Here is a 12,777-nt window from a genome sequence, read left to right as displayed (position 1 = left end):
GCAATGAACTTCGAACACACCGAAGACCGGCGCATGCTCGCCGACAGCCTGAACCGCTTCATCAGCGAGCAGTACGCCTTCGACGCGCGCGACCGCATCGCGAAGTCGGAGCACGGCTTCAGCAAGGAAATCTTCCAGCAGTTCGCAGAGCTCGGCGTGATCGGCGCCCTCTTCAGCGAGGCCGATGGCGGCTTCGGCGGTGGCGGCTTCGACATCGCCGTGGTCTTCGAGGCACTGGGCCGCGGCCTGGTGGTCGAGCCGCTGCTGGGCGCGGTGATGGTCGGCGAGGCGATCAGCGCCGCCGGCAGCGACACGCAGAAGGAAAAGCTCGGCGACATCATCAACGGCGCGGTCGTCGCGGCCTTCGCGCACGACGAAGCCGACACGCACTACGAGCGCACCCGCGTGCAGACCAAGGCCGAGCGCAATGGCGACGGCTGGGTGCTGCACGGCACCAAGGCTGTGGTGCCGCAGGGCGAGCAGGCCGACCTGTTCCTCGTCTCGGCCCGCACCTCGGGCAACGTGGACGACGAAGCGGGCATCTCGCTCTTCCTCGTGCCCGCGAAGACGGCCGGCCTCACGGTGCGCGGCTGCCCCGCCATCGACGGCGGCCGGGTCGCCGAACTCTCCTTCGACGGCGTGAAGCTGGGCGCCGACGCGCTGCTGGGCGCCGAAGGCCAGGGCCATGCCACGCTGGAACGCGCCATCGGCCGCGGCGTGCTCGCGCTGTGCGCAGAAGCGCTGGGCGCGATGGAAGCCGCCAAGACCGCGACGCTCGACTACCTGCGCACGCGCAAGCAGTTCGGCACGCTGATCGGCAGCTTCCAGGCGCTGCAGCACCGCATGGCCGACCTGCTGCTCGAAATCGAACAGGCCCGCTCGGCCGTCATCAACGCTGCAGCGGCCATCGACACCGGCGACCGCCTCACACGCGAGCGCGCGCTGTCGGCCGCCAAGTTCAGCATCGGCCGCATCGGCGCGCTGGTGGCGCAGGAAAGCATCCAGATGCACGGCGGCATCGGCATGACCTGGGAGCTGCCGCTGCCTCACTACGCCAAGCGGCTCGTGATGATCGACCACCAGCTGGGCGACGAAGACCATCACCTGCAGCGCTATATCGCCCTGGGCAAGGAGCTTGCGCAATGAGCGACAACAAGACGATCCTGATCTCACAGGAAGGTGCGGTGCGCATCCTCACCAACAGCAACCCCGCCTCGCGCAACGCGATCACGCCCACGCTGTACGCCGAACTCTCGGCCGCGCTGGCCGACGCGCAGAACGACCCCGAGGTGGGCGCCATCGTCTTCACCGGCGCGGGCGACTTCTTCTGCTCGGGCGGCGACCTCAACCTGCTGGCCAAGCGGCGCGAGCTGCCGGCGTCGGAGCGCCGCCAGATCCTCGAGGGCCTCAACAACCTGATCCGCGCGCTGCGCGACTGCAGCAAGCCGGTGATCGCGGCCATCGAGGGCGGCGCCGCGGGCGCGGGCCTGTCGATGGCGCTGGCCTGCGACATGCTGGTGTCGGCGCGCGACGCGTTCTTCACCGTGGCCTACGTCAAGGTCGGCCTCACGCCCGACGGCGGCGCCACCGCCTTCCTCGCGGAGTTCGTCTCGCGCCAGCTGCTCACCGAGATGTGCCTCACCGGCGACCGCATGCCGGCTGAGCGCCTGCACGCGCTGGGCGCCGTCAACCGGCTCACCGACAAGGGCGCCGCGCTGGCCGAGGCCATCGCGCTCGCCGCCAAGGTGGCGAACGGGCCGGAGCGCGCCAGCGCCCGCATCAAGTCGCTGTGCCGCCAGGCGCACCGCGTCACGCTGGAACAGCAGCTCGACGCCGAGGCCGTGTTCATGGTCGAGTCGCAGGCGGATGCCGAGGCGGCCGAAGGCATCGGCGCCTTCCTCGGCAAGCGCAAGGCCGACTTCGCGGCGCTGCGCCGCCAGAAGCCGAGCGCGTCCTGACGCGGGCTGCGAACTCCGCCTTCCTGCCTCGCACGCGGTGCGGGGCTTTCTCGTTTCCAGGGAGTTGAACTCATGCCTCTGCCGAATTCCTCGTCGCTGCCGCTTGCCGGCGTGCGCGTTCTCGATCTGTCCCGCATCCTCGCGGGCCCCTGGTGCGGCATGGTGCTGGCCGACATGGGCGCCGAAGTCATCAAGGTGGAGCACCCCGGCCGCGGCGACGACACGCGCGACTGGGGCCTGCGCGTCGGCAAGACCGAGACCGCCTACTTCAACAGCGTGAACCGCAACAAGCGCTCCGTCACGCTCGACCTGCAGACGCCCGAGGGCCAGCAGCTCGCGCGCGATCTCGCGAAGCAGTGCGACGTGGTGATACAGAACTTCAAGTTCGGCGGCATCGACAAGCTCGGCCTGGGCTACCAGCAGCTCAGCAAGGAGAACCCGCGCCTCGTCTACTGCTCGATCTCGGGCTACGACCGCACCGGCCCCGAGGCCGCACGCCCCGGCTACGACCTCGTGGTGCAGGGCGAGGCCGGCCTGATGGCGCTGAACGGCGAGGCGAACCAGCCGCCGCTGAAGTTCGGAGTGGCGGCCGTCGACCTGTTCACCGGCATGTACTCGGCGCAGGCCATCCTCGCGGCGCTCTACCAGCGCGAGAAGACCGGCAAGGGCCGCCATGTGGAGATGGCGCTCTTCGACTGCGGCCTGATGATCACCGCCTACTACGGCCTCGAAGCGCTGCTCATGGGCGAAGACCCGCCGCGCTACGGCAACTCGCATCCATCGATCGTGCCGTATGGCGTGTTCGACGCGGCCGACGGCCCGCTGGTCATCACCGTGGGCAACAACGCGCAGTTCGCGCGCTTCTGCACCGAGGTGATCGAGCGGCCCGACCTCGCGGCCGACGAGCGATTCAAGACCAACATCCTGCGCTCAGCCAACCGCGCCGCGCTGCTGCCCGAGCTGCATGCCGAGCTGGCGAAGCGCCAGCGCGCCGACTTGCTCGCGAAGCTCACCGCCGCCGGCATTCCCTGCGGCGAGGTGCTGGGCCTGCTCGAAGCGCTGAACTCCAAGCGCGCCACCGAAGCCGGCCTCGTGACCACGCAGCCGCATCCGGTGGCCGGCACGGTCAACGTGCTCGCGCCGCCCTACCGCTTCGACGGCGAGCGCCTGCCGGTGCGCAGCGCGCCGCCCACGCTGGGCGAAGGCACGCACGACGTGCTGCAGTCGCTGCTGGGGCTGTCGGACGAGAAGCTGGCCGCGCTGAAGGCCGGCGGCGTCGTCTGAATGAGCGCGAACGAATGAATGAACGAACCGAATCCTTGAAGAAATGAAGTCCATGGCCTCTCCCGCTTTCCGCCCCCTGCGCCGCGCGCTCCTCGCGCTCGCCCTGCCCCTCGTCACCGGCGCAGCCTTCGCCCAGGCCTGGCCCGCCAAGCCGATCACGCTGATCGTGCCCTTCCCGCCCGGCGGCCCCACTGACGTGGCCTCGCGCATCGTGGCGCAGAAGATGTCGGCCTCGCTCGGCCAGAGCATCGTGATCGACAACCGCAGTGGTGCATCGGGCACCGTGGGCGCCGCTGCCGCCGCGCGGGCGCCGGCCGACGGCTACACCTTCGTGACGCTGGCCACGCCCACGCTGCTGGCCTCGCACCTCTACGGCCCCACCGGCTACGACATCTTCAAGAACTTCACGCCCGTGGGCAGCATTTACGACCTGCCGATCGTGCTGGTGGTCAATCCGAAGTCGCTGCCCGACGTGACCGGCGTGCAGGGCCTGATCGCCAAGGCCAAGGCCGAGGGTGGCAAGCTCAACTACACCAGCGCGGGCGCCGGCAGCTTCGGCCACCTGACGACCGAGCAGCTCAAGACCATCGGCAAGTTCGACATGCAGCACGTACCCTATCGCGGCAGCGCACCGGCCGTGACCGACCTGATCGGCGGCCAGGTGCCCGCGATGTTCTCCGACCTCGTGGGCGTGCTGCCGCACGTCAAGGCCGGCAAGCTGCGCGCCATCGCGGTCGGCTCGGGCCAGCGCGTGAGCCTGTTGCCCGACGTGAAGACGGTGGCCGAGCAGGGCTTCCCCGGCTTCGACGCGACCTCGTGGGGCGGTCTGCTGGCACCGGCCGGCACGCCCAAGGACATCGTCGAGCGCATGAGCGCCGAGCTGAAGAAGGCACTGGCCGACAAGGAAGTGCAGGAGAAGCTGCAGAGCGTCGGCACCTTCGCGGCCTACCGCACGCCGGAGCAGACGGGCGTGCGCATGCGCGAGGATTTCGAGCGCTGGGGCAAGGTCATTCGCGACAACCACATCACGAACCAGTAGAACAACCGGACCGGCAGGGCGACGACATCAAGGAGACAAAGACATGACGCAGAAGTACGAGAACAACTACAGCACCCCGGTCGGCGCGCCATTCCGCCCCGCGTTGCCCGTGCGCAGCCTCGCCGACATCCGCAAGCTCGAGGAGACGCCGCTGGAGCAGGCGCTCACGGTGCGCAGCACCTACGAGATCTTCCGCAATGCCGGCCATGCCTTCGGCGAGAAGACCGCACTGACCTTCCTGCGCACCGGCAACCCGGCCGACGAGCCGATCCGCTGGTCGTATGCCGAGCTGCTCGCGCGCATCCACCAGACCGCCAACATGCTGCACACGCTGGGCGTGGGGCCGGACGACGCCGTGGCCGTGCTGCTGCCCGGCTGCCTGGAGTACCACCTGGCGCTGTGGGGCGGCGAGGCCGCCGGCATCGTGCAGCCGCTGAACCCGCTGCTCACCGACGAAAAGCTGGTGGCGCTGATGACCGCGGGCCGCGCCAAGGTGCTGATCGCCTACGGCTCCGACGCAGAATCGGGCATGTGGTCGAAGGCGATGCGCCTGCGCGGCCAGGTGCCCACGCTCACCACGGTGCTGCGCGTGGCGCCGCACGACGAGGCGCCGGGTGCGGCGGGTGCATTGCCAGAAGGCGTGGCTGAATTCGACGTGCTGCGCGCCGCGCAACCGAACGACCGCCTGGTGAGCGGCCGCGACATCGCGCCTTCGGACATCGCCGCCTACTTCCATACCGGCGGCACCACCGGCGCACCCAAGCTCGCGCGCCACAGCCACGGCGCCCAGGTGTTCACCGCATGGGCCAGCGTGCAGGTCGCGGGCATGAACGAGAACGGCATCTCCATCAACGGCTATCCGCTCTTCCACGTGGCGGGCGTGCTGCCGGCCTCGCTCTCGTCGCTGTCGGCGGGCGTGGAGGTGATCATTCCCACGCCCTCGCTGCTGCGCAACAAGGAGGTGCTGGCCAACTACTGGAAGCTGGTGGCCAGGTACCGCCCGACCTCGCTGTCGGCCGTGCCCACCGTGCTCGCGGCGCTGGCGAATGTGCCGCTGGACGGCGCGGACATCTCCTCCATCACCTACTGCCGCACCGGCGCCGCCGTGCTCGCGCCGGAACTGGCCGCGCGCTTCGAGCGCCTGTTCGGCCTGCACGTGCACGAGAGCCTGGGCATGACGGAGATGGCAGGCATCTCGACCATCACACCGCCCGGCGTGAACGGGCCCGCGGGCTGCGTGGGCTTTCGGCTGCCCTACATGCAGATGCGCGTGGTGGCGCTCGACGAGAACGGCAACGCGACCGACCGCGAGATGCCGCGCGGCCAGCAGGGCATGGTGCTCTTCAAGTCGCCCAACGTGTTCTCGGGCTTCGTAGACCCTGCGGACAACGCCAAGGCCTTCACCGCCGACGGCTGGCTCGCCACAGGCGACCTGGGCTGGATCGACGACGAGGAGCGGCTCAACCTCACCGGCCGCTCGAAGGACCTCATCATCCGCAGCGGCCACAACATCGACCCCAAGACGATCGAGGACGCACTGGGCGCGCACCCCGCCGTGCAGCTGTGCGCAGCCGTGGGCGCACCCGATGCCTACGCAGGCGAGCTGCCCGTGATCTTCGCGACGCTGGTGCCCGGCGCCTCGGCGACAGAAGAAGAGCTGCTGGCCTTCACCGCCGCGCGCGTCGACGAAGCGCCCGCACGGCCCAAGTGGGTGTCGGTGATCGCGACCATGCCGATGACCAACGTCGGAAAGATCTACAAGCCCGAGCTGCGCGCGATGGCCGCGCTGCAGGTGGTGAACGCCGCCGTCGCCGAAGCCTGTGCCGAGCTGGGCGTGCCCGAGGCCGCACGGCCCGTGGCGAAGACCGAGGGCGAGAGCCTCGTGCGCGTGCAGATCGATGGCACTGCGGCGGGCGCGCTGGCCGCGCCGCTGCAGGAGCGGCTGCACAAGGCCCTGGAGCCCCTGCCCTTCAAGACGCGCATCTCCACGCAGTAACGCAGTACGGCGAGCCGACGATTTTTTTGAAACCAAGACCGAGAGACAGAGACAAGCCATGACGACCTTCCGCCTTCCGAACCGCCGCGCCCTGCTGTGCGCCGCCGCTTCCGCCGCCACGCTGTGCGCGCTGCTCCCCGCTCAGGCGCAGGCGCAGGCACAGGCCCCCTACCCCAACAAGCCCATCCGCATGGTCGTGCCCTTCGCCGCGGGCGGCGCCACCGACGTGCTCGCGCGCGTGATCGGCCAGAAGATGTCGGCCGGCATGGGCCAGCCCGTCATCATCGACAACAAGCCCGGTGCGGCCGGCATCATCGGCACCGACGCGGTCGCCAAGGCCGCGCCCGATGGCTACACCATCGTGCTGGGCCTGAGCAACTCGCTCATGACCAACGAGTTCCTCTACGAGAAGCTGCCCTACGACACCGCGCGCGACCTCGCGCTGGTCTACCAGATCGCAGCGGCGCCGCTGGTGCTGGTGGTACACCCGAGCGTGTCGGCCAAGACCGGCCCCGAACTGCTGAAGTACGTCGTCGCCAACAAGGGCAAGGTGGCCTACGGCTCTTACGGCATCGGCGCGTACCCGCACCTGGCCGGCGCGCACATGAGCCTGGCGACGCAGTCGGACATGAGCCACGTCGCCTACAAGGGCGAGGCGCCGATGATGCAGGACCTGATCGGCGGCCAGATCCAGATGGCCTACGCCAGCGCGCTGGTGGCCAAGCCGCACATCGACTCCGGCAAAGTCCGCGCCATCGGCGTGAGCGGCGAGCGCCGCATGAGCACGCTGCCCAATGTGCCCACGCTGGCCGAGCAGGGCCTGAAGGACGAGGCCTACCGCGTGACCGGCTGGCTCGCCATCGCGGCGCCCGCGAAGACGCCCAAGCCCATCGTCGACCGCATCGCCGACGAAGTGCGCAAGGCCACGCAGCAACCCGACGTGCGCGAGCGCGTCGCGGCCATGGGCTTCGAGATCAAGGAGAGTTCGCCCGAGCTCTTCGCCACCGCGTGGAAGGCCGAGCGCCCGGTGTGGGAGCGCCTCATCAAGCAGTCGGGCGCCAAGCTCGAGTAAGCCCTGCGCTCATCCATTCATTTCTTCTTCTCTTCTCTGCTTCGTCATTCAAAGGAACAGCCATGAAGGTTCTGGTGCCCGTCAAACGGGTCGTCGATTACAACGTCAAGGTGCGCGTGAAGAGCGACGGCACCGGAGTGGACATTGCCAACGTCAAGATGAGCATGAACCCCTTCGACGAGATCGCCGTTGAAGAAGCGGTTCGGCTGAAGGAAAAGGGCGTGGTCACCGAAGTCATCGCCGTCTCCTGCGGCGACGCCAAGAGCCAGGAGACCCTGCGCACCGCCATGGCCATCGGCGCCGACCGCGGCATCCTGGTGGAAACCTCTGAAGAACTGCAGCCCCTGGCCGTGGCCAAGCTGCTGAAGGCCTTGGTCGACAAGGAACAGCCCCAGCTCATCATCCTCGGCAAGCAGGCCATCGACGACGATGCCAACCAGACCGGCCAGATGCTGGCTGCGCTGGCTGACCTGCCCCAAGCCACCTTCGCTTCGAAGGTCGAGGTCGCAGGCGACAAGGCCACCGTCACCCGCGAAGTCGACGGCGGCCTGGAGACCGTGGCGCTGACGCTACCCGCAGTCATCACCACCGACCTGCGCCTGAACGAGCCGCGCTACGTGACGCTGCCCAACATCATGAAGGCCAAGAAGAAGCAGCTGGACACGGTCAAGCCTGAAGACCTGGGCGTGGACGTGAAGCCCCGCCTGAAGACCCTGAAGGTCGCGGAGCCGCCGAAGCGTGGTGCCGGCATCAAGGTGCCCGACGTTGCGACGCTGGTGGACAAACTGAAGAACGAAGCGAAGGTGATCTGAGCATGACCGCACTTGTTATTGCCGAACACGACCACGCCAGCATCAAGCCGGCCACCCTCAACACCGTGACCGCAGCACTGGCCTGCGGCGGCGACGTCCACGTGCTTGTGGCCGGTGCCAATGCAGCCGAAGCGGCCAAGGCTGCCGCACAAATCGCAGGCGTTTCGAAGGTCATCGCAGCCGACAGCCCGAGCCTCGCTGAAAACCTCGCCGAGAACGTCGCAGCCCAGGTGCTCGCGATCGCCGGCAACTACAGCCACATCCTGTTCCCCTCGACCGCCAACGGCAAGAACGTCGCTCCGCGCGTGGCCGCCAAGCTCGATGTGGCGCAGGTCAGCGACATCACGGCCGTGGTGAGCGCCAACACCTTCGAGCGTCCGATCTATGCGGGCAACGCGATTGCCACCGTGCAGAGCAGCGATGCGACCAAGGTGATCACGGTTCGCACGACCGGTTTCGATGCGGCTGCAGCAACGGGCGGCAGCGCAGCCGTCGAATCGGCTGCAGGCGTGGCCGACAGCGGCAAGAGCAGCTTCGTGGGCCGTGAAGTCACGAAGAGCGAGCGCCCCGAACTGACGGCCGCCAAGATCATCGTCTCCGGCGGCCGTGCCCTCGGCAGCGCAGAGAAGTTCACCGAGGTGATGGCCCCCCTGGCCGACAAGCTGAACGCCGGCCTCGGCGCGAGCCGCGCAGCCGTCGACGCGGGCTACGCCCCGAACGACTGGCAGGTGGGCCAGACGGGCAAGATCGTCGCGCCTCAGCTGTACATCGCAGCGGGCATCTCGGGCGCGATCCAGCATCTGGCCGGCATGAAGGACTCCAAGGTGATCGTGGCGATCAACAAGGACGAAGAGGCGCCGATCTTCTCGGTGGCCGACTACGGCCTGGTGGCCGACCTGTTCACGGCCGTGCCGGAACTGGTGAAGGCCGTGTAAGGGAAAGGCCGCGACGATGAAGACCCGCATCACCGAACTGCTGGGCATCCGCTACCCGATCATCCAGGGCGGCATGCAATGGGTGGGCCGCGCCGAGCTGGCGTCGGCCGTGTCGAACGCTGGGGGCCTCGGCATCGTCACCGCGCTCACGCAGCCTACGCCCGACGACCTGCGCCGCGAGATCGAGCGCACGCGCACGATGACCGACAAGCCCTTCGGCGTGAACCTCACGATCCTGCCGGCGGTGAAGCCGCCGCCCTATGCGGAGTACGTGCAGGCCATCATCGACAGCGGCGTGAAGATCGTCGAGACCGCGGGCAACAGCCCGAAGGACTTCATCGCGGCGCTGAAGCAGCACGGCGTGAAGATCGTCCACAAGTGCACCTCGGTGCGCCATGCGCTCTCGGCGGAGCGCAACGGCGTCGATGCGGTGTCGGTCGACGGCTTCGAGTGCGCGGGCCATCCGGGCGAGGACGACGTGCCCGGCCTCGTGCTGCTGCCGGTGGCGGCGCGCAAGCTGCGCACTCCGATCATCGCCTCGGGCGGCATCGCCGACGGGCGCGGCATGGCGGCGGCGCTGGCACTGGGCGCCGAGGGCATCAACATGGGCACGCGCTTCTGCGTGACCAAGGAAGCGCCCATTCACGACAACATCAAGCAGGCGCTGGTGGAGGCGACCGAGCGCGACACCAAGCTGATGTTCCGCACCCTGCACAACACGGCGCGCGTGTTCCGCAACGCCATCTCCGAAGAAGTGGTGGCCACCGAGAACCGGCCGGGCGGCTGCGAGTTCGAGGACGTGCGCCCGCTGGTGGCCGGCGCGCGCGGGCGTGCGGCGCTGGAGTCGGGCGAGGTGCACGGCGGCGTGGTCTCGGCCGGCCAGTGCATCGGGCTGATCGACGACATTCCGACTTGCGCGGAACTGCTGGAACGCATGGTGCGCGAGTGCCGTGAGCATCTGGACCGGGCTCGGGGCTGGATGGACTGAAGGAAGCCCTCCGCTCACTCGCATCCGGGGGCGCTCAGGCCGACGGGGTACCTTGCTCCGCGAATGTCCCCCGGCCTTCGGCCTCCTCCTTTATTTCGCTGCGCAAGGCACCCCATCGGCCTGAGCGTTGAGCGCCGCTGCTGACTTGCACAGCGCGGCTCACGAGGCGCATGTGCAGCGCGTTGCAGAAGCTGCATTAGTTGGCAGTCTGCGCGACTTCGTGCTGTAGCAGCGGCTTCTTCGCCGGCTTCTTCTCTAGAGTGAATGCCCCTGTCACTCGATGCCCCGCCAAGGGGAGCAGAAAGGCCCGCACACCAATCCACCACCCAGATGTTTGAAGGCTGCTTGCCTCGCGGCAGGTTGTCGGTGCGAAAGCGCCGATGCAGATGCGAGGTATCAAAAGGCGACGGCCAGGGTGTTACGAGCACCCCGGCCGTCTAACCAAGTTCGTGCACTACCCCGAAAGGACCCGCACAAAAATGGCTACCAAGACTATAGCCCGGCCAACTACGCCGGTAGCTTCCGAAGACAACGCCCAAGACCCGGCAGATCTTCTTGAAAACACCCTTACTCAGCTCGAAGCTCTACTGTGGGTTTGCCACGGGGAAGAGATCGACTGGTGCAGCGGGGATGGGCCTCGGCAATTGAACAATCTGCTTTGGCTTGCGGCTGAGATGGCTCGCAAGGCGGGGGAGTTGTTTCAGGTGAGCGAGAAGGCGCGGCGGGGGGCGCCTGAGGCTGGCGGATAGGAGCTGGTCTGCGGGTCGCAGGAGCGCGGCCCGCCGTCGAACAGGTTCTCTTGAGAATGCTTCGGCGAATGCTGAGTCTGGCGCTAGCGCGTGGGCGCTCTGCGAGCAACGTAAGAACCATACTCGTTGTACTTTCGGCCGACGGTCCAGTCGAATCCTGCTTCTAGCATCGAAGACTCTAGGTAGAGCATCACGAGCGCTGTGCCTTCTGCACTGCCAATGCACTGCTCTTGGACTTCAAATTTGCCGGCATCATCATTCTCAAACCAGACGTCCGCCGGCTGTTTCCCTAATCCTCGGCACTCTTTGCCCTGGTAGAGCAAGTCGTACGTAAAAGAGTCTTCGTCCAACTTCTCTTTGAGGAACCAGCGCTTTGGAATGTCGCGAGCGGGCATAGCCCAGCGTCTGCCTTGGCGGTCGTAGCAGGCCACGATGACGGGTAGCGTATTGATGTTGGCCAGACGCAGCGTAGTGGCCATAACGCTTGTCTCAAAATCGCCTGCAACGCGCGTCAGTTGCTGAAATGTTGGTTTCCCAAATGACGCGATCACGGGGTTGAACAGAGGACCGGGCATTAGCAGGTGTGCCGCAAAGCTGTCTGCTTCCTTCTCCAAGGCCCGCTCCGATGACAGGTTAGCGCTGGGGTCGTCCACGCGGCATTTGAAAGAACGTCCCCGATGTAGGTGCCAGTGCCCAAGTTCGTGTGCCACGGAAAACCGCTCGCGTCCGCGAACGCCCGAAGGATTGATAGTGGCGATGGCACGGTCGCGGTAACCCACGAGCGACGCTTCGCATCCTGTCATCGACTCGTAGACGACCTCGACTTGGGAATCGAAGGCGATTGCCTCGATGTCCAGTTCAGCAGGACTACTGATGCCCAAGTCTGCAATTAACGCCTCAGCGCGCTCGCCGATGCTTGAAGTCACTTGTCATCTCCGTCCCTAGATGACTCGATACTCTTGAGCTTTGCGTATAGCGCTATCGCCTCGTCATCGGATAGCTCGCCAAGGTTGCGCGCAGCCAGGGTAAATCTGTTGTCATTGGCCGCCTGTGCCAAGAAGCGTCGCGCTTCCTCTGCCGAAACGTTCTGAGGTGCCATGGCAGGCTTGGACTTCAAGGCAGCGTATCCGGCTTTGGCCGCAGCAAGCCGCGAACGACTGGCGTTGGTCTTGGCGGCCTGGAGAAGACCAAGCCCCTTGGCTTGCACTGAGGCCGGATCAAGGCCTTCCAGAATCCGGTCGTCAGGGGTCGCAATTAGCTCATCGACGAAGGCATCGATGAAGTTGTCAAATTCGTTGGTCGGCTTCGTGTTCATGTCGGTCTCCGGTCGGGGTCCAGCGTTTTAAGTCGGCGCAGGAGCCGGTTTCGAGCCGCGTCGTACGTTTTCTCATCCCATCCGAGAGCGTCGCGAGCGTCAGCGCCTCGCAAACCGTCAGCCCAAGTCATGGCGAGCAATTCCAGGTCCTCATCGCCACAAAGCTTGGCGTAGAGAGCGGCCATCTGCTGCTTTCCAGACAGTTCGTCCTCAGGGGTGATGGTGACCTTGCCGTGGGCCACCGGCGTCTTTTCATCCTCGCCGGCTTCGAACGGGTCTACAACCACGTTCTCATCGATGGGGCTAACGCCATTGTGCTTGCGTGCGTTGCTCGCGATGCTCCGCATCGCGGTCTTGAGAACGACCAGAGGGTGAAGTCCGGGCCGCCAGATGCGCGTTTCGTCCAATAGGCTACACAGCGCTTCCTGCAGCAAATCGTCCGGCGTCCAACCAGTCAGACCACCGCAAAAGGCAGTGGCGATGGAAGTCGCACGCGCCCAATCAGCCGGGCTCAGGCCCTTGAGGGCAGCCTCCACCTCGGCCTTGGACAGGCGCTCTTCGGGCTCGGGAATAGCAGACATAGACGAGGTCTCCCTACCTATGACTCTCGACCTCACCGCCGTGGACGG

12 protein-coding genes are annotated in these 12,777 nt (G+C 66.8%); 9 read left to right on the top strand and 3 right to left on the bottom strand.

The annotated features are described in order from the left end of the window. Window positions 1-3: 3 nt before the first annotated feature. From ABL838_RS04390 to ABL838_RS04350, 9 genes are all read left to right on the top strand, one after another. On the top strand, window positions 4-1,146 hold the full coding sequence (locus tag ABL838_RS04390) for an acyl-CoA dehydrogenase family protein (protein ID WP_418124378.1): 1,143 nt from the start codon (window positions 4-6) through the stop codon (window positions 1,144-1,146). Continuing rightward, window positions 1,143-1,958 (top strand): oxepin-CoA hydrolase, alternative type, encoded by an 816-nt coding sequence (locus ABL838_RS04385; protein WP_418124376.1) that lies wholly within the window; start codon window positions 1,143-1,145, stop codon window positions 1,956-1,958. The genes ABL838_RS04390 and ABL838_RS04385 overlap by 4 nt, the downstream gene beginning before the upstream one ends. A 72-nt stretch (window positions 1,959-2,030) precedes the next feature. Beyond that, window positions 2,031-3,242 (top strand): CaiB/BaiF CoA transferase family protein, encoded by a 1,212-nt coding sequence (locus ABL838_RS04380; protein WP_418124374.1) that lies wholly within the window; start codon window positions 2,031-2,033, stop codon window positions 3,240-3,242. Between the two features lie 52 nt (window positions 3,243-3,294). Continuing rightward, window positions 3,295-4,281, top strand: a complete 987-nt coding sequence (locus tag ABL838_RS04375; RefSeq protein WP_418124372.1) for a Bug family tripartite tricarboxylate transporter substrate binding protein — start codon at window positions 3,295-3,297, stop codon at window positions 4,279-4,281. Window positions 4,282-4,390: 109 nt separating this feature from the next. Continuing rightward, window positions 4,391-6,277 (top strand): acyl-CoA synthetase, encoded by a 1,887-nt coding sequence (locus tag ABL838_RS04370; protein WP_418124370.1) that lies wholly within the window; start codon window positions 4,391-4,393, stop codon window positions 6,275-6,277. 58 nt (window positions 6,278-6,335) lie between these two features. Continuing rightward, window positions 6,336-7,349, top strand: a complete 1,014-nt coding sequence (locus ABL838_RS04365; RefSeq protein WP_418124368.1) for a Bug family tripartite tricarboxylate transporter substrate binding protein — start codon at window positions 6,336-6,338, stop codon at window positions 7,347-7,349. Between the two features lie 62 nt (window positions 7,350-7,411). After that, complete coding sequence (locus tag ABL838_RS04360) at window positions 7,412-8,161, top strand: electron transfer flavoprotein subunit beta/FixA family protein (protein WP_354409781.1); 750 nt, start codon at window positions 7,412-7,414, stop codon at window positions 8,159-8,161. A gap of 2 nt (window positions 8,162-8,163) precedes the next feature. Continuing rightward, entirely contained in the window at window positions 8,164-9,096 is a 933-nt protein-coding gene (locus ABL838_RS04355) for an electron transfer flavoprotein subunit alpha/FixB family protein (RefSeq protein WP_418124366.1), read from the top strand. 16 nt (window positions 9,097-9,112) lie between these two features. Further along, a complete protein-coding gene (locus tag ABL838_RS04350) occupies window positions 9,113-10,084 on the top strand; it encodes an NAD(P)H-dependent flavin oxidoreductase (RefSeq protein WP_418124364.1) in 972 nt (323 codons plus the stop codon). Window positions 10,085-10,916: 832 nt separating this feature from the next. On the opposite strand, the gene ABL838_RS04345 is transcribed toward ABL838_RS04350, so the two are convergent. Genes ABL838_RS04345 through ABL838_RS04335 form a run of 3 tightly spaced genes read right to left on the bottom strand, consistent with a single transcriptional unit; the run spans window position 10,917 to window position 12,729 of the window. After that, window positions 10,917-11,759, bottom strand: coding sequence for an ImmA/IrrE family metallo-endopeptidase (locus ABL838_RS04345; RefSeq protein ID WP_418124362.1), 843 nt, complete (start codon window positions 11,757-11,759; stop codon window positions 10,917-10,919). After that, complete coding sequence (locus tag ABL838_RS04340; protein ID WP_418119109.1) at window positions 11,756-12,148, bottom strand: hypothetical protein; 393 nt, start codon at window positions 12,146-12,148, stop codon at window positions 11,756-11,758. Before ABL838_RS04340 ends, ABL838_RS04345 begins: the two co-directional genes overlap by 4 nt. Next, window positions 12,145-12,729: a hypothetical protein gene (locus tag ABL838_RS04335; protein ID WP_418124360.1), complete on the bottom strand. Its 585-nt coding sequence runs from the start codon at window positions 12,727-12,729 to the stop codon at window positions 12,145-12,147. The genes ABL838_RS04340 and ABL838_RS04335 overlap by 4 nt, the downstream gene beginning before the upstream one ends. Window positions 12,730-12,777: the final 48 nt, after the last annotated feature.

Origin of the sequence: Variovorax sp. 160MFSha2.1, from assembly GCF_048305075.1 — a bacterium.
Classification (GTDB): Bacteria; Pseudomonadota; Gammaproteobacteria; order Burkholderiales; family Burkholderiaceae_C; genus Variovorax; species Variovorax guangxiensis.
This window is presented reverse-complemented; position numbering and strand designations above follow the sequence as displayed.